Origin of the sequence: Acidipropionibacterium virtanenii, assembly GCF_003325455.1 — a bacterium.
GTDB classification, from domain to species: domain Bacteria; phylum Actinomycetota; class Actinomycetes; order Propionibacteriales; family Propionibacteriaceae; genus Acidipropionibacterium; species Acidipropionibacterium virtanenii.
Genome location: NZ_CP025198.1, coordinates 253,181 through 277,829 on the forward strand (window position 1 = coordinate 253,181; position 24,649 = coordinate 277,829).

Here is a 24,649-nt window from a genome sequence, read left to right on the forward strand (position 1 = left end):
CGTAGAACCCCGTAGAATCAGTGCGGATCGACGATCGAGGGGAGAGCGCTCCCCGGAGGGGGTGCGCGGTGGCTCGGAAGGTGACCTCCCAGGACGTGGCGCGGGAGGCCGGCGTCTCTCGTAGCGCGGTCTCCCTGGTGCTCAACGGGCGCGCGGAGGGCGCGATATCGACCGCCAACCAGCAGGCCGTGCGCGAGGCGGCCGAGCGGCTGGGCTACCGGCCGAACCGGATCGCCCAGAGCCTGCGCGATCAGACCAGCCACACCCTCGGCGTCATCACCGACAGCGTCATCTCCGGGGCCTACGGCGGGCCGATGCTCGCCGGCGCCTCGGTGCGCGCCGCCGAGTCCGACTACGTGCTGCTGGTGATGGGCTCGGACGGGCGGACCGACCGCAGCGGCGAGTTCATCGACGCTCTGCTGGCCCGCCAGGTAGACGGGCTGCTCTACGCCGCCGAGGGGATGAAGGCCTGGACGCCGCCGGCGCCCTTCCGGCGCGAACCCCACATCCTGCTGAACGCCTTCGATCCCGACGGGGCCTCGACCGGGGTGGTGTGCGACGAGGAGGAGGGCGGCTACCAGGCCGTCCGGATGCTGCTGGAGGCCGGGCACTGCGAGATTCTGGCCCTCACCGGGACTCTCGAGGTCGAGGCCACCAGGAGACGCGACGCCGGTCGTGAGCGCGCCCTGGGCGAGGCCGGGGTCCCCGCCCGGGCACTGGTCTGCGGATGGGAGATCGATCGCGGACTGGAGGTGGGCGCCCGGGTCCTCGACAGTCCGGACCGGCCCACGGGCGTCCTCTGCGCCAACGACCGGGTGGCCGCCGGAGTGCTGCTCGCGGCAGCCCGGCTGGGGCTGAGGGTGCCCGAGGACCTCTCGGTGGTCGGCTATGACGACGATCCGAACGTGGCTCCCCAGCTGGGCCTGAGCACCATCGGCATCCCGCACTGGCAGATGGGCGAGCGGGCGGTCGACCTGCTGCTCGAAGCGCTGGGCGAGACCCGCCTGCCGGGAGGCGAGGTGGTGGTCCCGACCCCGGTGCTGCGGCGCGGATCGGTGGCCCCGCCCAGCCGGTGATTACTTCACGGCTCCCGCGGTGAGCCCCTCGCGCAGCGGACGCTGCCCGAAGATGAAGACGATCAGGGCGGGGATCATCGACAGCACGACGCCGGCCAGCACCGTGGACATCGAGCCGGTGCCGAGCTTGCCCTGAAGGCTCACCAGACCCAGCGGCAGGGTGAAGTTGTCATTGCTGATGGTCATGATGAGCGGCCGGAAGAACTCGTTCCAGATGCCGTTGAAGGCCAGCACCCCCACCACCGCCAGGCCGGGGGTGGCCAGCGGCAGGTAGATGGAGCGGAAGGTGCGCCACGGGGAGGCGCCGTCCACCTGGGAGGCCTCGGCGAGGCTCTCGGGGATCCCCATGAAGTACTGGCGCATGAGGAAGGTGCCGAAGGCGGTGGGCAGCGCCGGCAGGATGAGCGCCCACAGGGTGTCGGCCAGGCCCATCCCGCGCACCAGCATGAACACCGGCACGATGGTCACCTGCATCGGGATCATCATGGTGGCCAGGATGATGCCGAACAGCAGGTTCGAGCCCTTGAACCGCAGCCTGGCGAAGGCGTAGCCGGCCAGTGCGGCGGTGGCCATCTGGCCGACGGCGCACAGCCCGGTGACCAGGGTCGAGTTCCAGAACAGCCGGATGACGTCGATCTTGGAGAAGACGTCCTGGTAGGCGGCCAGACTGAGATGCCGGGCGCCCGTCGAGTCGGCCGGGGAGAGGGACTCGATGAGGGTCCACATCACCGGCCCGAGGGTCAGGAAGAGAGCGATCGCCAGGACGACGATCCGTCCGATGAGAGAGGCGGAGAGGCGGTGGTGCGTCCTCACCGGCAGTGTCTTGTCCGTGGTTGACATCATCGGCCTCACATGTAGAAGACGAACTTGGTGGAGAGTTTGAACTGCGCCCAGGTGGCCAGCATGATGACCAGCATCAGCACCAGGCCGATCGCCGCCGCCAGCCCGAAGTGCAGTTCCGTGAAGGCCGACTGGTAGATCACCATGACGGCGGTTCTGGTGGAGTCGCCGGGGCCGCCGCGGGTGAGCACGTAGGGCTGGTCGAAGATCTGCAGGGCCGAGATGATCGCCATCACCGACGCCACCAGCATGGTCGGGCTCACCAGCGGAAGGGTGATCCGGGAGAACTGGTTCCAGCCCGACGCCCCGTCGATCGAGGAGGCCTCGTAGACGTCTGCGGGGATGGAGGACAGGCCTCCGATGAACAGCAGGAAGGTGAATCCGAAGTTCTGCCAGACGTACACGATGATCGTGACGACCATCGCCCCCGCAGCCGTGGACAGCCACTTCACCGGGCCGAGCCCGATGAGGGCGAGGATCTTGTTGATGGTGCCGAAATCCTCGTTGAACAGGTAGCTCATGATGAGCGAGACCGAGGCCGCCGAGAGGATGAGCGGGAAGAAGAAGGCCGAGCGGAAGAAGCCGCGCAGCCAGCCGGGCATCTTCGTCTGCACCAGGACCGCCAGTCCCAGGGCGACCACGATCTGCAGGATCACGGCGACGATGACGAATCCGAAGGTGTTGAGGAAGGACACCCGGATGGTCGAGCTGGTGGCGATGGTGGCGAAGTTGTCGAGGCCCACGAACTTCGGGGTCGAGATGATGTCCCAGGAGAAGAAGGCCAGCACGATCGAGGCGATCATCGGGACGACGGTGAACAGCCCGACGCCGATGACGGTGGGGGCCAGGAACCAGCCGGCCATCCGGCCCTGCTTGCGGCGGTTGGCCTCCTTGAGGGAGCGGGCGGCCGGAGGGGTCGCGGGGACGGTGGCGATGACGGTCTGAGCTGTGGTGGTTGCCATGGTGATCACTCCTCGCCGAAGGCCTGCTCGAGGTCGCGCTGGAGATTCTTCAGTGCGACCGTGACGTGTTTCCTGGATCCCGTGACGGCGCTGGTGACGTTCTTGATGAGCGCCGACTCCACGGCGGCCTCCTGGGGCGGCGCCGGAATCGGGGCGGAGGTCGGGAACTTGTCGACGGTGTTGTAGAAGATGTCCCAGTGCCTGGGCCCGGCGTTCTTGTAGAGCTGGGTGTTCCAGGAGCGCCGGGCGGCGGTGGAGTCGGGCTTCCTGCGCACGATCCTCATGCCGTCGAGGGTCGAGCAGAACTTGATCCACTCCCAGGCCTCGTCCTTCTTGTCCGAGGACTTCATGATGGTGTACCCGGTGGAGCCGAACTGGTGCTGCTGGGTGCGCCCCTTCGGGAAGTAGGCGGCGTCGTAGTCGGTGCGCTTCATGCCGGCCTCGATGAGACCCTCGACCCAGTAGCCGCCGGCCGGCGTCATGCCGATGACGCCCTCGCTGAACCGGCTCACCAGCTCGTTGCCGCCACCCTGGACGGGGGAGGAGGCGAGATTCTCGGCGATCAGCTCCTGCATGAACTCGAAGGCCTCGATCACCTTGGGATCCTCGGCATTGGGCTCGGTCCATCTGAAGCCGCCGGAGCGCTGGGTCTCCTTGGGGTAGAACTGGTTCCAGAACCATCTTCCGCCGGTGAATCTCTGGGGCTTGATGAAGCTGGTGTCGTTGGTGTAAAGCCACGGCACGATGCCGCCGAACAGCCGGTTGGTCCAGAAGAACGGCCGGAACGATCCTGTGGCGGCCTTCTTCATCGCCTTGAGATAGCCGTGGAAATCATCCCAGGTCCAGTGGATGTCGGGGTAGTCGAGCCCGGCCATGGTCATCGCCTTGGAGGACATGAACATATTGGCCGCGTTGTAATCCATCGGCAGCTCGTAGAGATTCCCCTTGTACATGAAGGACTCCACCAGAGAGGGATGGACGTCATCGAAGTACTCCTGCATGTCGGCCTTGTCGCGCATCACGAACTCGTCCAGCGGATAGGCGAGCCGATCGGCGAAGAGCTGGGTGCCCTCGGTGGCGACCATCACGACGTCGGGGGCAGTGCCTGCGGCCACCAGGGTGAGGACCTTGGCGAAGAAGTCGCTCTGATCCTCCCCCTGGACCGGAGTGATGCGTGCCGGGATGTCCGGGTGCACCTTGTGGAAGGCGTCGATCAGGCCCTGGTTGGCGGCGGCGTCCTGGGCGGTGCCGTTGATGCACACCGAGAGCGCGTCCGAGTTGCGGCCCGGGATGTCCAGGCCTGAGAGGCGCCTCCAGGACAGACCGGTGCCGACCGCCGCGGCACCTCCCAGCCCGATGAACGCCCGTCGTGAAAGGGATGACATCCGTGTCTCCTCGTTGAGTACCTAACACGTGTGAGGTGATGTAGAGATTAGGCCGTTCGGCAGACCCGTGTCAAGGGTTCCGGGCAATATCCGCATCACGGCCCCGGCGCGAGGTGTGACGGCGCATTCTCAGCCGGCGATCGGTGCTGTCGAGGCTCCGATGACACGGATGAGATCGGCCGGGGCCAGCTCCACCGACAGCCCGCGCCGGCCCCCCGAGACGAGCATCGTGTCGTGATCCAGGGCCGAGGAGTCGATGCAGGTCGGCAGCCTCTTCCTGGTGCCCAGCGGGGAGATACCGCCCACGATGTATCCGGTGGCCCGTTGCGCGTCGGCCGGATCGGCCATCGTGGCCCTCTTGGCCCCCATCGCCGCGGCGAAGGCCTTGAGATCCAGCATCCCGCTGACCGGCACCACGCCCACCGCCAGCGGGGTGGGCACCCCCGAACCCTCCAGCCGGACCACCAGCGTCTTGAACATCACCTCGGGGGGCAGGCCGAGCCGGGCGGCACCCTCCTCGCCGTAGTGATGGTTGGTGGGATCGTGCTCGTAGGCGTGCAGGGTGTGTTCGACCTTCGCCCGGGCCAACGCCCGGGTGGCCGGTGAGGCGGCGTCGGAATGCGGCATGCCCCGATTATCGGCTCCTGCGCTCCAGGAGTTCGGCGATCTCATCGGATCGGGGAGCGGTGTCGGGGCCGTGCCGGGTCACCGCGATCGCCGCGGCCGCGTTGGCCAGTCGGGCCGCCTCCGGCCAGGGCCGCCCGGTCAGCCGGGCGGCCATCAGGGCTCCGGTGTGGACGTCTCCGGCGCCGTTGGTGTCGACCGCCCGCCGGGGAAATCCCGGCACTCCCGTGGCGGCCCGGCCGTCCGCCAGCACCGCGCAGCCCCTGGGCCCGTCGCGGGTGACCACGACGCACCCGGCGGGCAGCCGGGCCGCGCACCGCTCAAGGGCCTCGGTGCTCAGCGGGTCAGACCGCCGATCCTCCGCGGCCGTGGGGCCGGGCCGCTCTCCGGCCGCCAGGGCGGAGGACTCCTCGGCGTTGCCGGTCCACACGGTGGTCAGGCGGAGCATCCGCTCCAGCACCGGCCCGGGGAGTTCGGCGGCCGCATCGCCGGGATCCAGCACGACGTCGATGCCGGGGGCCAGACTCTCGAGCCAGGCGAGCAGGGGGTCGCGGGTCGACGGAAGAGCCAGCGAGTAGCCGGTGACGCAGACGGCGTCGCCCGGCCTCGGATCGCAGGTCTGAAGGGAGTCGGTCGTGATGAGCCGCTCGGCGCCGCTGGTCGTGACGAAGGTGCGTTCCCCAGAGGGCTCCACCAGCACGATGCAGGTGCCGGTGTCCGGCCCGCCCGCCGGCGAACTCACCCGCACCCCCTCGTGGGCCAGCACCTCGCGGATCAGGTCGCCGTCGGGACCGGTGCCCACCGTTCCGGCATGCACCGCCCGGGCTCCGCAGCGGGCCGCGGCGACCAGTGTGTTCACCGCTCCTCCGGCGTACCGGACGTAGCTGGTCGCCATCGTGTTGCCGCCGCGGCGGGGAAGCGCCGGCACCTCGGCGACGGCGTCCACCAGTGCCTGGCCGGTGTGGATGAGCCGTCCGCCGGTCGGCTCTGGGCGGGTGGTGCCGGAGGTCACTGCTGGAACCCCGCCCAGTGCCTCAGCCGGCCGGTCATGCCGGGATCCTGCCTGACCGGACTGCCGTCGACGGTGAGGATCGGCGCCACGCCGGTGGTGGAGTCCAGCAGCCAGGCGCCGTCGACGGATTCCAGCTCCTCGGGTCGCAGCAGCCTGCTGCTGGTCTCCACGCCGTCCTCATCTGCCCCGCTGAGCGCGATGTCGACGGTGATGGAGCCCAGGATCCCGGTGGCCCCGGTCGGAGTCGTCACCAGGGCGCCGGCGTCGCACACGACCAGCCCCGATGTCGGAGCCTCCAGAAGGTAGCCGTCGAGACTGGTGAAGATGACGTCGTCCACACCCCGGGCGGCGGCCTCGCGCTCCGCGGCCATGTTGACGGCCGAGGACAGGGTCTTGACCCCGCCGAGCAGCCAGGGGGCCTCGGCGAAGGAATCACTGCGATATCCCCGTGACAACAGGGTGACGTCGATCCCGTCGCGGGCGTCGATCCAGGACTCCGGCGTCCGCGATATCGTCGCGATCCCCAGCGGGGCACCCGGAAGCACCCCCGGGCCGCCTGTGATCATGAGCTTGAGGACCGCCTCGCCGGGGAATCGCCAGGCGCCCATGATCTCCTCGATCAGGCGCTGCCAGGCCGTGGTATCGGGGGTCGGGCCGCCGATTCCCGCGACGGAGCGCGACAGCCGGGCCAGGTGCTCGTCGATCTGCTGGGCGGTCGAGGTCCCGTTCGCGGCGGTGACCACCCGGATCGACTCGAAGACGCCGTCACCCCTGGTCAGGCCGAGATCGTCGGCGGTGGCCACGGGTACGGGACGGGGGAGGGGGCCGCGCCCCAGGACGGCGACGAGAAGACTCTGCTCGGCAGGCATGGGGTCAGGCTATCCGCAGGGCGGGGGCGGGGCACGGCCGTGTGGAGACAGGGCTCCGGAAAAGTCGGTCGTGTGTGCTGTGACTAGGGGTTGAGCCAGGTTCGGCGTGTCTGGTGGGCGGGCGAGGCCGCCATGGATTGGATGGAAGTACTCCTACAACCCGTCCAGCCATAAGGACCCCGCCCGCGATGCCATCCTCTCCCAGCGCAGTGTCTGCACGCACCCTTGACACGCCCCCACCCGATGCCCGGCTGGCCGATCACCTGGCCCGTATCCCCGACCCCCGCAAACCCCGCGGCAAGCGATACCCCTTGCCAGGACTGCTTCTGGTCGCGGTCTCAGCGGCGATGGCCGGCTGCCGGGGATTCACCGCCACCGGCGAATGGGCCGCCAGACTGACCGCCGCGGCGCTGGAGGAGTTCGGGCTGAGATCGGCCCCCGGCGAATCCACCCTGCGCAAACTCTTCGCGCGCATCGACGCCGCGATGCTGGACGCCGAGTTGTGCCTGTACGCCTGGACCCGCACCACCACCGTCGAGGGGCGCCGGGTCATCGCGGTCGACGGCAAGACACTGCGGGGCTCCCGCTCAACCACCCAGCGGGCCCGCCATCTGGTCGCCGGCCTCGACCACGCCTCCGGCACGGTCGTGGCCCAGGAGGAGGTCCAGGCCAAGTCCAACGAGATCCCCGCCCTGCCCGCCATGATCGCCGCCCTGGGCTCTCGGGCCGCCGGGGCGGTGATCACCGCCGACGCGCTGCACACCCAGACCGCCTCCGCGACCGCGATCCTGGCCGCCGGGGCGGACTACGTGTTCACCGTCAAGTCCAACCAGCCCACCCTGTTGAGGAGACTGGCCGGCCAGCCCTGGAAGCACGTTCCCGTCGGCCACGTGAGCGTGGAGAAGCTCCACGGTCGCCGCACACGGCGGAGCTTGAAGGTGATCCAGGCCCCCCGCGATCTGGGGTTCCCCGGCGCCTCCCAGATCGCCCAGCTGCGCCGGATCTCCACCAGGGGCGGCAAGAAGACCGTCGAGGTGGTCTACCTGATCACCTCCGCAAGGCTGCCGGCCGCCTCCCCGGCCCGGATCACGACCTGGATCCGGGGTCACTGGGGCGTGGAGAACCGGCTCCATTGGGTCCGCGACGTCACGTTCGACGAGGACCGCAGCCAGATCCGTACCGGCCAGGGCCCGCACGTGATGGCCAGCCTGCGCAACCTGGCCATCAGCATCCACCGGCTGACCGGGGCCACCAACATGGCCCAAGCCACCCGTCAGGCCGCCTGGGACCCACTCGCCACTTGCAACATGCTCCTCACACTCTGAACACAACAACACCACAGGGAGGAGACGCGACTTTTCCGGGGCCCTGCGTGTGGAGAAGGGCGGCCGGCGGGCCGTGATGTGAACGTGATGCACGCGAGATCAAGGCCGGCGAGCGCGCTGCCCAATTGTGCATATCGCGGGTCCGACTGTTTACAGTGTCATTCAATGACCTAGAGTGGAGGGGTATCAAGCCTCGTCGAGGTCGCCTCGAGGGGGGTCGTGGCCACCGCCCGGAGTCAAGGGGGGAAAGCGAATGGCACAGCAGCTTCACAGTGAAGAAAAGAGTCGAGACACGTACCACCACGGAGACCTGCATCATGCACTCGTCGCCGCGGGGCTGGAACTGGCCAGGTCCGGGGGGGCCGAGGCCGTCGTGCTGCGCGAAGCCACTCGGCGCACGGGTGTGTCGCCCAATGCGGCCTACCGACATTTCGACAGCCGGGAGGCGCTCCTCGACGAGGTGGCCGTCAAGGCGAGCCGGAAACTGGCAGAGTCGATGAGAACTTCGGTGGCCCGAGCCCGGGCGGAATATGCCGGGGCCGATCCGAAGACAATCGCCACAGAGGTGATTCTGTCTGCCTGCCGCGGGTATATCGGGTTCGCGCTCGTTGAACCCGGTTGGTTCAATGTTTCCTCGGCGATTTCCGACAGGGCGATGGCTTATCTCTACGTCGGTGAGTCGAAATCGGGCCCGGACGAGGATGAGGACGGTCCCCGCACGGCCCGCGAGGTGCTCGCGGATTCACTGCAACTGCCCGAGGGGTTGTCCTGGGCCCTCGGCATCGGCTCCGCGGACCTGGAGCTCATGCTGCGTTCCATGCTCTACGGGTTCAGCGTGCTCATCACCACCGGAGCCCTGCGCATGGAGGATCACACCCAGCTGGAGGGGCGTCTGCTCGGCCTCATCCGGACCAGCGTTGCCGGGGCCATCAGGCAATGACACCCTGTCATATGTGACAACAGCACAACCGCAGACGATCTCGACGCACCGCCAGGTTCTGAACCTGGCGGTGCCCGCGTTTCTGTCCCTCATCGCCGAACCCCTGTTCCTGATGGCCGACTCGGCTGTGATCGGCCATCTCGGCACCGCGCAGCTGGCCGGTCTGGGGGTCGCGAGCACGGTGCTCACCACGGCCACCGGCCTGTTCGTCTTCCTGGCCTACGCGACGACGGCGGCCAGTGCCCGGCGGATGGGCGCCGGTGACCGTGCGGGCGCGGCACAGGCCGGCATCGACGGAGCCTGGCTGTCGATCATCATCGGCGTGCTCGTCGCCGCCCTGCTGGTGTTCGGTGCGCCGGTGGTCGTCGGCCTCTTCGGCACTGAGCAGGCGGCCGCGGGCCCGGCTGTGGAGTATCTGCGGATCGCCGGGGTGGGGATTCCCGCCATGCTGGTGACGATGGCGGTCACCGGGGTGCTGCGCGGCTTCCAGGACACCCGGACGCCGCTGGTGGTGACGGTCGTCGCCTTCTCGGTGAACCTGGCGCTGAATCTCTGGTTCGTGCTGGGGCTGGGGTGGGGGATCGCGGGATCGGCCTGGGGCACGCTGATCTGCCAGGTGGGGATGGCGCTGGCACTGGTGATCGTCTTCGTGGTGCGCACCCGGGGGGCGGGGGCCTCCCTGAGGTTCCAGCCGGCGGGGGTGCTCGGCTCCCTGCGGGACGGCGTCCCGCTGCTGATCCGTACCCTGGCGTTGCGGATCTCGCTGCTGGTCACCACCTGGGTGGCGGCCCGGCTGGGGGTGGTGGCGCTGGCCTCCTACCAGGTCTCGATGACGGTGTGGAACTTCCTCACGATGGCACTGGACGCCCTGGGAATCGCCGGGCAGGCGCTGACCGGCGCCTCCCTGGGTTCGGGGGACCGGCGCCGGACCCGTGAGCTCACCACGCTGATGGTCAAGTGGGGGGCCTGGGTGGGGGTGGTACTCGGGGTCGGGGTGCTGGCTCTGCATCGCGTGCTGCCGATGGCCTTCAGCCAGGATCCGGCGGTGCGCGCGGCGATGGCCGCCGGGCTGATCGTCATCGCGGTGATGCAGCCGCTGTCGGGGGTGGTGTTCGTGCTTGACGGCGTGCTCATCGGAGCAGGCGACGGACGCTGGCTGTCCGGAGCCCAGGTCGTGATGCTGGTGGCCTACCTGCCGATGATCCTCGGCGTCTTCCTCGCCTCGCCCACCGGTTCTGCCGGGGTGGTGTGGCTGTGGATCGCCTTCGGCGGGTTCATGCTGGTGCGCGGGCTCATCCTGGCCTGGCGGGGCAGGGGAGACGCCTGGATGAGGCTGGGGGCCTGAGCCCCGGATCGGTGAGCGATCAACGAGGCAGGATCCCCGGCTCTTCAGGATCCAGGGTGTATTGGCTGGATGTGGCTCCAGAAATCGCTCGCTATGGATGCTGAAGAGCCATCAACGCTCACACCGCGTCAACCGGGGCCATCGCGATGTCCGCACCCGCCCCGCGCCAGCGGTCGAGGTGCAGTACGCCAGCCCCGAGGGATCGGACGGTCGACCGGATTCCCCGCCTCGTAGCTGTACGGGTTTCGCTGAAGGGCGGGTAATAGCGAGGATCGAGTCAGCTTGGTTGCGATGGCCGACCATGCTCATCATTCTTGATGATACGGTTCGCAATCTCATCCCCAAGAGCGGTGTTCTGAAACCAAGATATGGCGCCAGGAGTAGGAAGTTCCGTTCCCCACTCACGGATGAATTCATCATCTATTTTGTCTGCTGATTTGTCTGGACTCAAGCACCATGCAACGAAGTTCCCGTCAGGATCGACCCCTCCGGCAGTAGCGAACCCCTCTGTCAGCATGGCTCTGATCAAGGTCAGTGCCTCGTCTCGTTCCTCCGTAGCGGTCCCCGGACGCATCTGCACAACGCTCGACAGCACCCATCCCGGATCGGTCCAGTCGACCAGCCCCTCAATCAGCACTTCTCCGATGATCTCGTCGACCTCGGACTTGCTATCTGACATGAATCTTGATCCTCTTCTTTGCGCCGGGATTCTGGATCTCCACAGTCCTCGCTCCAGATGCTGGCTTATCTCTCAATTCTGAGGAGATGTCATCAGAATGACATCCAGGTGAATCGAGCATGTTTGAGTGCTGTGCCCCCACCTGATTCCTCCGATGGAGCAAATCTTATCCGGCTCTTCATGATCCAGGTGTAGTTGTGGCTGGACGTGGCCCGAGAAGTCGCTCGCTATGGATCCTGAAGAGCCCGTATGCCCGTTTCGATCTGTGGGCGTACCCGGCCAGGCTGCGGACGGCTTCCCTTGGCTGTGTGGCTCGTCGGGGTCAGGTGATTTCCCGGAGTAGGAAGTCTCTGGGGCTGGCTGCGGCGATGGTCTCGGCGAGTTGGTGGCGGGCCAGGCCACGGGACGCAGGTCAAGGGCGAACCGGTCCCGGAGCGTCTCGGCCAGACCGGCATCCACGCAGAGCGCGTCGTAGTTCCAGTAGGGCACCCAGGCCCCGACCGGGGTGAGGTTGCGCCGCTGCAGTGTCAGCGACCCGGTCTGCGGAGCCTGGGGAATCCCACAGGCATGGCACCAGCCCTCGACCCCGAACATCGGATCCAGGCCGAACGACTTCTCGGGCCACGGCCAGCCACGATTGCGCCTGGCCTCAAGTTCGACAAAATTTCTCATTTCGTCCTCCAGCGGGTCCACAGACTCCTATCAGTCTCAGCGGTGGACACGTTTAAATGCTGACATCGCAATAACGTTGAAGCATATAGCTGTACTATAGGAGTCTGCACCTCTTCAGCTTGTAATAGGCGTCTTCTCCACGTATCGTGGCACCTATCCTGATCCCAATTTTTTCACGACGTATCGGCACCCAGAATCGACGGTCCAGAATATCCTCACTTATCTGATCCGTGTCTGCTGGCCATATACCTCCGTATGGTTCTTTGCACCAGTATGCCTTAACAAGCTCACTCCGTAGGAGCATTCCCGTAACCCACATGGCCCGTCGTGTAGAAGACTCCAACCCCAGCATTGGATGGATGGTATTCAATTCCCATGCCAACTCATATAGGGCCGGATAGTCTTCTATGGATGCTTCGAGAATTGTTCTTATATCGATCATCGTGGCTTCTTGAGAACTGGGTTTCCCTTGAGTGAGACACGGGTAATATGTCCATTGTGGCTCACTTTTAGATAGGGGTCATTATGTAGAGGGTCATCAATCTTGAGATTCCCCTTCTCGAGCGCTATCGAGTCATCATTGGGCTTCTTTGGAAGCCATCGTTCTCCTTCTGCGTTCTTTAATGGTCGCTTCTCTCGGTCATCGGGAATTATCTCTTGCACTTCGTCCGGAGTCGCACCACTTAGAGACTCTGGACCTTTCAGGAGTCGGTGGCACGATGGGCTGGACCTTGCTGATGGCCCGGGTCAGGTGGCGGATGTGGGGCCGTCGCACTGCTGGTTGGTGGTGCTATAGCTGCCACCATCCTTTCTCGAATTCAGATTACCGTACGTATCTTCTTGCTCTTGCGTCTGAATTAAATGCTTTCCGATGCAGTCGCCTTTCCTTGTGTTATCGAACCAAGCAATGGCGCCAGGTGTTGGTAGCTCGTTATTCCAATCAGATTGCCATTCGTCCTGGATTCGCATGAATGATTCCTGTGGGCTCATCGGCCACGGTATGAATATTCCGTTGTTGTCTATAGTTCCCGCGACTATCAGTTTGTCATAGAGCATCGCCTTGATGATTCGTAGAGTCTCGAGAAATTCCTGTTCCGGTGTGCTTGGCCTTAGTTCAGCGACACATGATCTGACCCAGGCGGGATAATTCCAATCAACAGTCCCCTCAATCAAAATCTGCTCTATAATCTCATCCAATCGGTTCACCTTCTTCTCACATGGATTTTGCGCATTTTACTCTCTCCTGGAATTCGTATATCTATAGTGCTACCCCCGGATTTTGAATGATTGCGAATCCCGACTTCAACCCCATCTGATCGTCGAATTGATTCACCTTCAGCATGGCCGCTCCAGTGGGCGTCAGTGTGTTCGCCCTCTGTGAGCTGTTTCCATACGTCTTCTAGTTCCTCCTCGCTATCGACCTCATATGATTTCGATTTTTTCGCGTCGCCTCTTGGGAGATCGCCAAGGATGTCGTCGACGGATCGAGGTTCTGATTCGTTCTTGTGGACGATGGCGGTGTGGATGCGTTCTTTGATCTTGTCGGCGAGGATACCGATGGAGATGCCGATCCCGATGGTGATGCCGGTGTCGATGGCGGCCTCGGTGATGCCCACGGCGATCGGGATGACCCAGATGAAGGTGCAGGCCCGGCAGGTGAGGTAGGGGTTGGGTGGTGGGGGTAGGGGTGTGACGGTGGCCGGTCGGGTGGGGGTGTGGTATCGGGCTTTGGTGGTGGCGTGGCGGGCCGGTGTGCGGGGTGTGGTGTAGCGGGTGGCGCGATGTCCTCCGCCGTTGTAGCCCCCGCCGTGGTACCGGCTGCCCCCACCGGAGCCGCCGCCACGACTGCCGGAGCTGCCGCCTGAGCTGCGGGTGGGGGTTTCGGTGATGACACCCGACTCGCCGAGTGATCCGCTGCTGCCGCTGCAGGCGGTGGAGGAGCAGTACGCCAGCCCGGTGGGGTCGGGACGGTCCACCGGATTGCCGGCCCCGTAGCTGTACGGGTTCCACTGGGCGGGATCAGAGGTGTCGAGGATCGGGTCGGGTTGGGTGAAGGTCCCGGTGACCGGGTCGTAGTCCCTGACGCCCAGCCGCAGGGTTCCGGTCACGGTGTCGGTGATGCCGGCGGCCATGCCCCGGTCCCCGGACCAGCCGGCGGGCTGGGGGCCGCGCAGCCCCCCGAACGGATCAGCGCGGCGGGCCAGGGGTGCCGGGGTGTCGGCGGCGTCGACCTGCCACTCGGAGCCCGCCCCGTCCGACCAGCACCAGGCGAGCCGGTTGCCCCCGGTGCCGGCGGTGCGCCGGGCGATGGTGGCGACCTGGTAGGTGTAGATCCTGGTCGCGGTGACCTGATCATTGGTCAGCGACAGTTCGGTGCCGCCGGGAAGGTAGACCGTCTGGACCCCGTCGATACTGGTGGCGGCCCGGTCCCCCTCGGCGTCGTAGGCGTAGGCCGACGACCTGGAGCCGACCCTCAAGAACAACCTTCAGACTCTCCACAAGACCCAGGGCTTGACACCAGGTCGTAGTCCATAGGTAGTCCATGGACTGCCAGGTCAGATGCCCCTCCGAGGATCGGCCCGTGCCCGCCCCACCGCGCGCAGGTTCCCTGACGGCGTCGCGTCGCGCAGGCTCGTCGCCCGTCCCAGCACGGCATAGGTGAACACAAGGATGTGGACGTTGTCGTCGGCGGCAGTGAGGGGTAGTACCTCTATGGAGTTGTCAAGGAGCGTGGGCGATACGACCGTTGCGGACGTGCCCTGAGATCAGCGGGCCAAAACCACTGCTTGCGCTGGACTTTGACGGCTGGCTCTCGGATGACCGTGATCAAGTAATCAGTGGACTCCAGATAGTCGGACGCGACGCCATCGCGTTCCCCGATCCGACCACGACCACAGGTCACCTGTTGCGGCGGGCCTCCCTGCGGGCTTTGGCGCGACGGCGCAGGTCCCGTTGGTGAAGACGATAGCTGGCCTCCTTGCCCAGGACGGGGTCATCGGCGACTGACTCGACGACCTTCCAGCCCTGTTCCCGACCGACTCGGATGATGTCGGGAATGAACATGACCCGCACGCCGTCGCGGGAGTCATCAAGCAGCAGCTCCACCAGGCCGTCGAACTGCTCCTTGCCGGCCGAGCGGCCCAGAGCGTCTGCGAGGCCATCGCAGAGCTGAGTCTCCGTGGTGTGCGTCTCATACAATCCGCGGAGCCGATCCCAGTATGGCCGAGCCTCCTTCACGCCCATCAGGCGAGCCAGGTGTCCCATAATCGAGCCTGGATACCCTCCTCGCTCAAGATGCCTGAAAATAACCGGCAGCGCAGCGGAATAAATTTCGTACTTTGTGCTCAGAAAGTAGATTGATGTCACATCATATCCCACACCTCTCAGGTCTGCGAGAATCGGTGATTCGGCCTCCGCCAAGTCTCGTTCGCGCTGGGCTCGTTCCCTCTCCGCTTTTCTTTCCCTGGCCTGATAGTCTTTGTCGTTAGATAGTTGTTCCAGGAATTCCCCAGCATCTGAAGCGTGGGTGTATTTCTCTGCCATTATGGTATGTACCTCAGGTGGAATCTGTCATTCTCGTCGATCATTTTCTGCAACTTCGGTGACAATCTTGTCTTGTTCTCGCCGCCTCGGACGTACAGGTCGAAGTCTTTTCCTTCGTCCTGCGCGTGCTGCCATGCATCCTGGAGCTGATGACTGTACCAAAGGTATTTCACGTTCTTGACTTCAGTGATTGCAGTCCTATTGGTTCCGTCTGAGATGCGGTTGTGGTCGTTGACTCTGTAGCGCTCTCTGGGTCCGATATTGTATTTCGCGCGGACCCTCTTCTCTCCGGACTGTCCGACCAGTACAGGACCACGTCCGCCTGTGGCTGCATCGCTGAGGGAATCAACGAAATCTCGATTGGTGATCGCGGACCAGATGAGATAGTCGATCATGTACCGGGACACGGTCGTTTCGGCGAGAAAGGCCTTGATTGTCGCTTCAACCGGGTCACCGCTGGGTGAGTAAGTGTAGGTCTTGTCGAGTCCCCAGCCAAATGGTCCCAGGGGGCTGCATCCGAGGCAGAGGAGGTAGGGGTTGGGTGGTGGGGGTAGGGGTGTGACGGTGGCCGGTCGGGTGGGGGTGTGGTATCGGGCTTTGGTGGTGGCGTGGCGGGCCGGTGTGCGGGGTGTGGTGTAGCGGGTGGCGCGATGTCCTCCGCCGTTGTAGCCCCCGCCGTGGTACCGGCTGGCCCCGCGCCCCCCACCACCGCGGCCGCTGCCGCTGCTACCGCCGCCGCGGCTGGGGCGGTGGGTCTCGTGGAGGGACCCGCCGGTCTCGTTCATCGACCCGGTGGTGCCACCCCCGCAGGCCGTCGAGGTGCAGAACGCCAGCCCCGACGGGTCGGGACGATCCACCGGATTACCCGCCCCGTAGCTGTACGGATTCCACTGGGCGGGGTCGGTGACGTCGAGGATCGGGTCGGGCTGGGTGAAGGTCCCGGTGACCGGGTCGTAATCCCGCGCGCCCAATCTGAGGGTTCCGGCCACGGTGTCGGTGATCCCGGCGGCCATGCCCCGGTCCCCGGACCAGCCGCCAGGCTGGGGGCCGCGCAGCCCGCCGAACGGATCAGCCCGGCGCACCAGGGGCGCCGGGGTGGTGGCGGCATCGACCTGCCAGTCGCTGCCCGCCCCGTCGGTCCATTGCCAGGCCAGCCGGTTCGCCCCGCCGGTGGCGGTGCGCCGGGCGATGGCCGCGCCCTGATACTGGTAGATCCTGGTCGCGGTGACCTGCCCGCCGGACACCGACAGTTCAGTGCCGCCGGGCAGGTAGACCGTCTGGGTCCCGCCGATACTGGTGGCGACCCGGTCCCCATCGGCATCGTAGGCGTAGGCCGACGACCTGCCCCCGTTGGTGTTGGTGGCTGCTGCCAGGTGATTCTCGGCGTCGTACTGGTTCTCCACGGTCCCGGTGGCGGTGCCGGCCAGCACCGACCCGGAGACCCGCCCGGTCGTGTTGCCCCCGGCGTCGTAGCCGAAACTCGTAGTCACCGGCGTGGCGCCGGGGGCGGCCACGGTCTGGGAGACCGGCGCGTGAGGCCGGACACCGGTGGCCGCCGGGTAGGTCCACGTCGTGACCGTCCCGGAGACCTGGTCGTCCTGGCGGGTCCGGTTCCCGGCCGCGTCATAGGCCCACGACAGCGAGTAGGGCGCCGGCCCCGACGGGGAGGCCGGCGCCGACGCCGGACACGTCGCCGAGGCCACCGAGTAGGCCGTGGCCAGGCGCCCGGCGAAATCATGACCGAAGCACTGCGTGTCGGTCGCCGCCCCGGCCTCCGGCTGGGCGGCCGAGATGCTGCGGGTCAGCCCCGAATCCGTGTAGCGGTACGAGATATCGGCGTCCGCCTTCGCGGCGTTCTCCCGGTCCAGGCGCAGCCGGGCCAGCCGCCCGGTCGCCGGATCATGATCCATGGTCTGCCAGGTCAGATGGCCCGCCGAGGTTCCCGAGGCGATCTGGGCCAGCCGGTCATCGGCGTCCAGCACCGCATCGGCCACATACGCCGCGTTCCCCAGCAGCACCGTGTGCCGGTCCACCGCGTCATAGCCGTACCGCAACTCCTCGGCGGCCAGCGGACCGGCCCCCGGCAGCACCGTGCGCCGCGGCATCCCGTTGGGATAGTAGACGAACGACTGGGCATAAGTACCCGCCAGACGGGCATCGATCAGACCCGCCACCGCCGGCACAGTGGTCGCGGTGGCCGTCGGCCGCCCCGCCGCATCGCGGGCCGTGGTGGCCTGGACCCACCGGGCCCCACCGGCCAGCACCCGCGACGCCGAACCCAGATAGCCGACCATCGGGGTGTCCCAGTCCCACTGGGCCCGCAAGTTCCCCGCCGGCGTCGCGTCGCGCAGGCTCGTCGCCCGCCCCAACGCGTCATAGGTGTAGGCCAGGGTGCGGCCGCCCGCATCAGTGGCGGTGATCTTGCGCCCCGCCGCATCGAAGGTGGCCGTCGATGTCCCGGCATCAGGATCGACGGCCTTGACCTGGTTGCCGCGGGCGTCATAGGTGTAGCGCCACACCGATCCGGCGGGATCGGTCATCGAGGCGATCTGGCCGGCCGGGGTCCGGGTCCACGCCGAGGTCTGGGCCGGCCCAGTGGTACTCGACGTCTTGTAGGCGATCTTCTGCACCGTTCGGCCACGGATGTCGGTGACGGTGGTCGAGGGCATCGATCCGGCCGGTGGGGTGACGGTGACCCGGTCCCCGCCGTAGGACCAGGTCGTGGCCCACTTCTTCGTCTGTTTCGAGTACAGGGTCGCCGCGCTCTGGCGCCCGGCCCCGTCGAAGGTCGCCACGGTCTGGGAATCGACCTCGGAATCCAGCACCTGGACCCAGGAGGAGGTCGGAGCCCCGGACTTCAGCACGCCACTGCTCTCCACACTCGCCAGGCCGCGGCTGTCATAGCGGATGCCGGAGACGAGCCGGCCGACGGCCTCGATCGGGTTGCCGTCGGCGTCGATGTGCCGGTCGATGGTCTGACGCTGGGTCTGGCGGGAGCGCCCGAGCCCGTCGAACAGTTCGGTCGAGACCAGTCGTGATCCAGTCGTCGACAGCGTCGATGTCGTGGTCGCGGCCGGTGTCCCGACCCCGCCGGCCTGGTAGGTGTAGGACACCGAGGGGCTGGTGGGATAGGTGGCTTTCGATCTGCCCGGAAGCCAAGTCGTGGTGGTGCGCCCCAGCGCGTCGTAGGTGGTCTCGGTGGTCTCGCGGCCGGGTTCCACGGTCTTGGTGGGGGTCCCGAAGCGCGGATCCAGGGTGGTGGTGGTCACGTGGGGTTTCAGTGGCCCGGCGCCGTCGGGATCGGGACTGGTCGTGGTGGTGCCGGTCACCAGGCCGGTGGCGGCGTCTGTGGTGTAGGAGGTGGTGGTCACCGCGCCCAGCGGGTCGGTGAGGGTCAGTGGCCGGCCGAGCCCGTCGTATGTGGCCCGTGCTGCGACCTGGCGGGTGATCGCCCCGTCAGAGGCGACCGTTGCCAGGGATTCGGCGGCCGACAGATCACCTTTCACCGCTGTGCCCAGGGCCTGTGCGTCGTAGTAGTAGCGGGTGTCCTCGATCACCTGGGAGGCGCTGGCAGCCTCGAAACCGGCGCAGCTGGTGGCGCGGGTTCGTGTGGTCGCCGGAAGACTCAGCGGACCGGAGGCCGATGTGGCGTAGGTGGCGCGGGTACACAGCTCGTCCCCGGATTTCGCGACGTCACCGGCGTCGTCGACCGAGGTCAGGTTCCCGTACTGATCGGACGTTTCGACGGTCTTGTGGCTGCGCCGGCCCCCGGCGGCCAGCACGGTGTGGTCAATGGTCGTGGTGGTCGGGGCGTAGCCAGCCGCCCGTCCCGCGGGATTGGTGACGGTGGTGGTCAGGCCGCCGATGGTGGTGACCGTCTGATCGACCACGGGCCCGGAGATGCCGTTGTATGTGGTGGTCTGGCGGGGGGTTCCGGCCTTCCACCAGTCATCGGTGTCCGGCCTGTCCCAGGTCGAGGAGACCGACGCGCTCCTGGTGCCTCCGGTGGGCCCTGCCCGGTCGCCGTTCAGCCCTCGGTAGTACACCGTCTCCGACTTCAGGGAGTCGGCCTGGCCCGGTTTGCCGGTGATGGTCGCGACGCTGGCATAGCCGGCGAACTGGCTCCACGTGCGGTACTTGGCCGGTGTGAGCGCCGAGTCGTCGTAGCGCCATCCCGGTGCCCCGTAGGAGTAGTTGGTCTCCACGTCGGGGGTGGTGGCGTCGGTCGTGTCGTGCTCGGCGACCCTGGCCACGGGGTAGCGGTGGAACCATGTCAGCACCGGTGCTGTGGCCCCCGGCGGGGTCCACCACGTCGGGAAGCATCGCGATGTGTTCGACTCGGGCTTCAAGGAGGCCACCGAGGCCTGGGTGCACTGGGCGGTCTGGTAGTCGACCATGGTCTGGCCGCCCCCGGGCTCGGTGACCGCGACGATCCGGTACTTGTAGAACGGGGCGGCCACTGCCCCGGTGGTGTCCTCGACCCCGTCCACCCGGTTCGGCAAGGCCTGACCGCCGAATGAGGTGCCCCCGTCGGGCAGCGCTCCGCCCGCCCCGGAGTGGTCGATGCGGGACAGCCACAGCGCCGGGGCAGTGCCGTCGCCGGGGTCGGGGAAGGAGTGGGTCAGGGTGTAGACGTCCACATCGGTGTACCCGGAGGAGGTCTTCATCTGCGAGGCGATTCGCGCCAGCCTCTTGGTGGTGAAGAATGTCGGGGCGAACAGTGTGGGGCACGAGGTGGCCGACGTGCAGATCTGGTCGACCGGCACGTCGGGCCAGTGAGAGGCGGTCGCCGTCGACGGGGCGCCGCACGCGGCCCCGTCCAGGCATCGGTCCGCGGTGGTGAACTCCACCCTGGCCGGGGCGCTGGTGGTCGCGGCGCCCTCGCGGTAGCCGTAGACGATCCGGGTCAGATAGCCGCCACGGATGTAGGCAGCCGATTTCGTGTTGAGGTTCTGGCCGTAGCGGTTGGATTCGGTGGCGTAGAAGGCGGCCATCGCGTTGCCGTGGGCATCGATCACCTGGTCCAGGTTCCAGCGCCACGCCTGGCTGCAGGCCGATGCCGCGAACGAGGTGGCATGGCAGGGCTCGCCCGGCTGGTTTCCGAAGACCGGGGCCGTCCAGGTGGAGTTGGTGGCGGTCTTCTCCGACCCGGCGACCCCTTGGCCGAAGATGTAGCGGGTGCCGTCGGGGGCGGTGACCTTCCAGTACTCCCCGTCGTTGTCGCCGTTGGCGGCTCCGGTCAGCAGTTCGAAGCGGGTCCCGTCATCGTTGCGCAACCGCCACCGGGCCGATGTGCCGTCCTGGACGAGTTCCCCGGAATGGGTGCCGAATGAGGCGGTCGCATTCGCTTGGTCCCAGCACAGGTCGCCGGTCTTCGCCGCCGTGTTGGAGCCGGTCATGTCCTCGGCGCACGGCGTGTAGCGCCGTTCGATGAAGCCCTGGGACAGGTCCCAGCCCTCCCCGGCCCACGAGGCCTGATTGTTCGTCGCCACCGTGCGCCCGTCCACCGAGGCCGCCGAGTAGGCCAGCCCCACGCCCGAAGCCGTCCCTGCCGGAGCTGGAACCGTGCGCACCGGGTAGGACCAGGTGAAATCCCCCGACGACCCGCCCGCGCTCCACGCCGAGGCCGCGCCCAGCGACGTCGCCGCGAAATCGCCACCGGTCCCCGACGCCCCAGTGGTCAGAGCCATCACCGTGGTCCCGGCCGCCAGGGGCACCACGCCGGTCACCTGTCCCCGCGACACCGCAGCAGTGGGGACTTCGGTGCCGGTCTGGCAGGCCGGCCTGTCGGGTGTGGTCGCCGCGCAGGCCGGCAGGCGGACCAGGCGCGCCCGGGATGCCGCGGTGCCCAACCATGCCACATCCAGACTCAGCGCCACCGACCCCGGCGAGGCGGTGGCCAGGCTGACCCGCCACGACGGGGCTCCCGCAGTGGCAGGGGCCTGTGAGGTCACTGTCACACTGGCCGGGGCCGATGCCGCGGCCGCCGTCCGGCCGGCCCGGGCTCTCAGGCCCGCGGGGGCCGCGGCGAGGGTTCCGATGCGGACCGGCAGCGAACCCGCTCGCCGCATCGTGGCCGCAGGGGCCACCGAGGCCGCTCCTGCCGCCGGCAGAGGGGCGGACGGGGCCTTCCACGCCGGTGCCGGCAGGCTCGCGGCACGATCGGTACCGGCCTTCACCTTCTTCGCCGCCGTCAGCGTCATGCCCGTGGTCGCCGGGCGCTTTCGCCGGACCTGGTCGGCGTGGGCCGGGGCGGCGGGCATGCAGGTGGCCGCGACCGTGGCGGCCACGATCCCGGCCAGCGTGACCATGATCCGGCGGGCGGGGGTCGACAGGGCGGGAAGCGGTGAGCGCGTCATCGTGGGGACTCTCTTGTCGAGGGCGGTCACGGACCCCCAGGCCGCACATCGGCGTCCGGCCTGCCGTGATGGACAGAAGCATGGACCAGATTCCGCGTACAGCGCAAGTAGACGGGCTGATCACACTCCATCCACTGTCGAAAATGGTTGTTTTGCCAGGTTCGTGTGCTAATGGCTAGGCTCCGGTCGTCGGAGAACCCGGGCCGCGACGACGCGACCGTACTCGAGAGGCCCCCTTGTGATGACATCCCTGCTGCGCCGCCGCCTCACAGCGGTGGCCTGCCTGGCCGCGCTGATGTGCGCACCCACCTCCGCCGCGTGGGCCGGCCCGGAGCCTGACCCCAGTGTCTCGGCGACAGCCGAGCCACAGTCCGGTGACAATGAGCCGACCGGGGTCCCGGCGACACCGGCTGAGGCCGAGGCGCTGGCCCAGGCGAAGGCCAGCGGGGCCACGGTGCCGGTGGCGGCCTCCACCACCCAGACATCACTGGTGGCCGCCCGACCCGATGGCACGCTTGAGGCCACGATCACGCCGGCTCCCGCCCAGGTCAAGCAGAACGGGGCGTGGAGGCCGGTCGATCAGGACCTCACCCCAGCTGCGGGGCGACTGGCTCCCCGGGCCGGCGCGGTCGACGCGTCACTGGAGGCCGGTGGCGGGACCGTCCTGGCCCGCCTGGCCGACGAGGCGGGGCGCTGGTTCCAGCTGTCCTGGCCCACAGTTCTACCCACACCTGTGGTCACCAGGGGACACCGCCGTATACCGCGACGTCGCACCAGGGGTGGATCTGGTGGCCCGGGCCACCGGGACCGGTGTGGCGACCTACCTCGTCATCACCAGCGCGGCAGCGGCCGACGCCGACGTGGTGGCGAACCTGGCCTACACGTGGGCTGCCTCGCCGGGCCTGTCACTGAACGCCTCACGTGAGGGATTGACAGTCACCGACGGTGAGGGCGGCCTGGTGTTCACCGCGCCCGGCCTGGCGATGTGGGACGCCTCCGACTTACCCGCCCCCGCCCGCTCCGATGCCGCCGCGGTGGCCACCACGGGCGGGGACGGCCACCGCCGACAGATCACCGCGGCCGTCGACGGGCACCGGCTGGCCCTCGGCGTGGACACCGCGATGCTGGACGACCCCGGCACCGTGTTCCCGGTCGTGGTGGATCCGGCCATGACCGTGGGGCAGGCCGCCTGGACGATGGTGTGGAACAACGGCCAGACCTTCTGGGGCAGCGCCGAACAGGCCCGCGTCGGCTACGACGGCTGGAGCGACAACAAGGTCTCGCGGGTCTACTACCGCTTCAACCTCGCCTCCCTCAAAGGCCGGGTCATCGCCTCCGCGACCCTGGCCCACCGCAACACCCACTCGGCGAACTTCAACTGCAACCTGTCCACCTACGGCCCCGGCGTTCAGGCCTGGACCACCGACCCCATCTCCTCAGCCACAACGTGGAGCAAACAGCCCGCCGCCAAGATTCTGCAGAGTACTGCCACCGTGGCCCACGGCCATTCGAGTTCATGCCCCGGCTACTCGCGCACAGAATGGAACGTGACCCAGGGCGTCAAGGGCTACCAGACCACCGGAGCGATGACCCTCATGCTGCGCTCGGCCAACGAATCGAACAGGGACGGGTGGCGCCGATACGCCACCATCGCGGGCCAGGCCCCCGCGCTGACCGTGGTCTACCACGTCACCCCCAACACCCCCGCCAGGGCGAACGTCGCCCCGCTGTACAACGGCACCCCCTACACCTCGGCGAAGACCCTGACGCTGTCAGCGGCCATCGCCTCGGGCGACAAGACCGACTCGAAGCTCTATGCGAAGTTCGGGGTCTCGCCCTACGGATCAGGAACCTGGACCACATTCAACTCCGGATACATCACCGGGGCGGGCACGGTCAACGCCACCTGGAAACCGCCGAAAGAGGGCGCCTACTCCTACCGTGTCCAGGCCTGCTCCAATTCCGGCGGCGGATGCTCGGGCTGGTCGGGCTCCTACGCCGTGACCGCCGACTGGACCGCCCCGGTGGCCCCGGTGATCACCGGCGAACAGAATCCCGTCGCCAACCAGGCCACCGGCTACGCACTCACCTCACCCACGTCCGACGTCACCGGCTACCGGTGGGGGATCACCAATCCGCCCGGCACCGCGGTGCCCGGCACCAGCGCCGGGGTGACGGTGAAGCTGAAACCCCCGCTCGGCCCCACCACGCTCTACGGGCTCGCTGTCGACCGGGCCGGCAACCAGTCCCCGACTGCCCACCTGGACCTGAAGGCCGCCGGCACCCAGACCCTGGCCCACAGATGGCTGCTGGACGGCGACGGCACCGATACCGGGGACCCCGCCGTGCTCCTCAACCTGCCGCTGGACGGCCAGGGCACCGGACTGTGGACCGGCGGCGTCACACCCCCCGGCTGCCCCGCCGCCCAGGGACAGGCCTTCCACCCAGGCGGCCAGAACGTCCGCCTGCTGGACTCCACCGGGTTGGGACTGATCTCCACGCAGGCGTTCACCGCCGCCGCCTGGATCCGCCCCGAATCCGCCGACCTGGCCGCGGGAGAGCACTTCGCACTCTGGTACACCGCCCCGGGTCACCGCGCCTTCATGATCTCCATCACCGACGGCCACTGGACCGCATCGGTCGGTGACGCCACCATCACCGGCCCCGCCGCCGAGGCCGACACCTGGGCCTACGTCGGCATCGCCTACGACGGGGCCGGACGCGCCAACCTCTACGTCGACCTCGACGATGACACCTACCAGGCCACCGGCATCACCCCCGCCCAGGGCAAGACCCTGGGCATCGGCTGGGGAGGCACCACCTGGACAGGGGCCATCGACAAGGTCACCATCCACACCACCTACCAGGAACGCGCGACATTCCGGGCAGATCGGGAGCAATGCTCCTGACCCGCTGATCTCAGGGCACGTCCGCCAAGGTCGTATCGCCCACGCTCCTTGACAACTCCATAGAGGTACTACCCGCCACTGCATCTCGATGATGGTCGTCGTCGAACTG

16 protein-coding genes are annotated in these 24,649 nt (G+C 67.4%); 5 read left to right on the forward strand and 11 right to left on the reverse strand.

The features are described from left to right. Positions 1-68 precede the first annotated feature (68 nt). Positions 69-1,076, forward strand: coding sequence for a LacI family DNA-binding transcriptional regulator (locus JS278_RS01140; RefSeq protein WP_181833787.1), 1,008 nt, complete (start codon positions 69-71; stop codon positions 1,074-1,076). Here JS278_RS01140 and JS278_RS01145 read toward each other — a convergent pair whose 3' ends face one another. The 6 genes from JS278_RS01145 to JS278_RS01170 all read right to left on the reverse strand — a co-directional run bounded on the left by JS278_RS01145 (position 1,077) and on the right by JS278_RS01170 (position 6,768). Further along, a complete protein-coding gene (locus tag JS278_RS01145) occupies positions 1,077-1,919 on the reverse strand; it encodes a carbohydrate ABC transporter permease (protein WP_245935161.1) in 843 nt (280 codons plus the stop codon). A gap of 5 nt (positions 1,920-1,924) precedes the next feature. Beyond that, entirely contained in the window at positions 1,925-2,878 is a 954-nt protein-coding gene (locus tag JS278_RS01150) for a carbohydrate ABC transporter permease (protein WP_181833788.1), read from the reverse strand. Positions 2,879-2,883: 5 nt separating this feature from the next. Continuing rightward, a complete protein-coding gene (locus JS278_RS01155; protein WP_114043585.1) occupies positions 2,884-4,263 on the reverse strand; it encodes an extracellular solute-binding protein in 1,380 nt (459 codons plus the stop codon). A gap of 129 nt (positions 4,264-4,392) precedes the next feature. Then, on the reverse strand, positions 4,393-4,890 hold the full coding sequence (ybaK, locus tag JS278_RS01160) for a Cys-tRNA(Pro) deacylase (RefSeq protein ID WP_114043586.1): 498 nt from the start codon (positions 4,888-4,890) through the stop codon (positions 4,393-4,395). A 7-nt stretch (positions 4,891-4,897) separates the two neighbouring features. Beyond that, positions 4,898-5,899 (reverse strand): PfkB family carbohydrate kinase, encoded by a 1,002-nt coding sequence (locus JS278_RS01165; RefSeq protein ID WP_181833789.1) that lies wholly within the window; start codon positions 5,897-5,899, stop codon positions 4,898-4,900. Then, positions 5,896-6,768 carry an aminodeoxychorismate lyase gene (locus tag JS278_RS01170; RefSeq protein ID WP_114043588.1) on the reverse strand — a complete coding sequence of 291 codons (873 nt, stop codon included), beginning with the start codon at positions 6,766-6,768 and terminating at the stop codon, positions 5,896-5,898. The genes JS278_RS01165 and JS278_RS01170 overlap by 4 nt, the downstream gene beginning before the upstream one ends. Positions 6,769-6,956: 188 nt before the next feature. Here JS278_RS01170 and JS278_RS16295 point away from each other — a divergent pair, with 188 nt between their 5' ends. The 3 genes from JS278_RS16295 to JS278_RS01185 all read left to right on the forward strand — a co-directional run bounded on the left by JS278_RS16295 (position 6,957) and on the right by JS278_RS01185 (position 10,378). Then, on the forward strand, positions 6,957-8,093 hold the full coding sequence (locus JS278_RS16295) for an ISAs1 family transposase (RefSeq protein ID WP_245935063.1): 1,137 nt from the start codon (positions 6,957-6,959) through the stop codon (positions 8,091-8,093). A gap of 253 nt (positions 8,094-8,346) precedes the next feature. Beyond that, positions 8,347-9,033, forward strand: a complete 687-nt coding sequence (locus JS278_RS01180; RefSeq protein WP_114043589.1) for a TetR/AcrR family transcriptional regulator — start codon at positions 8,347-8,349, stop codon at positions 9,031-9,033. A gap of 13 nt (positions 9,034-9,046) precedes the next feature. Beyond that, on the forward strand, positions 9,047-10,378 hold the full coding sequence (locus JS278_RS01185) for an MATE family efflux transporter (RefSeq protein ID WP_114043590.1): 1,332 nt from the start codon (positions 9,047-9,049) through the stop codon (positions 10,376-10,378). A 277-nt stretch (positions 10,379-10,655) separates the two neighbouring features. On the opposite strand, the gene JS278_RS01190 is transcribed toward JS278_RS01185, so the two are convergent. From JS278_RS01190 to JS278_RS01205, 5 genes are all read right to left on the reverse strand, one after another. Next, positions 10,656-11,057 (reverse strand): CbrC family protein, encoded by a 402-nt coding sequence (locus JS278_RS01190; RefSeq protein WP_114043591.1) that lies wholly within the window; start codon positions 11,055-11,057, stop codon positions 10,656-10,658. A 1,419-nt stretch (positions 11,058-12,476) separates the two neighbouring features. Beyond that, the gene (locus JS278_RS15765) at positions 12,477-12,926 is read right to left on the reverse strand and encodes a hypothetical protein (protein ID WP_147243109.1); all 450 of its coding nucleotides are present in this window, start codon (positions 12,924-12,926) and stop codon (positions 12,477-12,479) included. Positions 12,927-12,931: 5 nt separating this feature from the next. Beyond that, positions 12,932-14,206 carry an RHS repeat-associated core domain-containing protein gene (locus JS278_RS01195; protein ID WP_181833790.1) on the reverse strand — a complete coding sequence of 425 codons (1,275 nt, stop codon included), beginning with the start codon at positions 14,204-14,206 and terminating at the stop codon, positions 12,932-12,934. 421 nt (positions 14,207-14,627) lie between these two features. Further along, positions 14,628-15,272: a hypothetical protein gene (locus tag JS278_RS15770; RefSeq protein ID WP_147243110.1), complete on the reverse strand. Its 645-nt coding sequence runs from the start codon at positions 15,270-15,272 to the stop codon at positions 14,628-14,630. Continuing rightward, a complete protein-coding gene (locus tag JS278_RS01205; protein ID WP_147243111.1) occupies positions 15,272-21,631 on the reverse strand; it encodes an RHS repeat-associated core domain-containing protein in 6,360 nt (2,119 codons plus the stop codon). The genes JS278_RS15770 and JS278_RS01205 overlap by 1 nt, the downstream gene beginning before the upstream one ends. Positions 21,632-22,419: 788 nt before the next feature. Here JS278_RS01205 and JS278_RS01210 point away from each other — a divergent pair. After that, on the forward strand, positions 22,420-24,540 hold the full coding sequence (locus tag JS278_RS01210) for a DNRLRE domain-containing protein (RefSeq protein WP_181833791.1): 2,121 nt from the start codon (positions 22,420-22,422) through the stop codon (positions 24,538-24,540). The last annotated feature ends 109 nt before the right edge of the window (positions 24,541-24,649 follow it).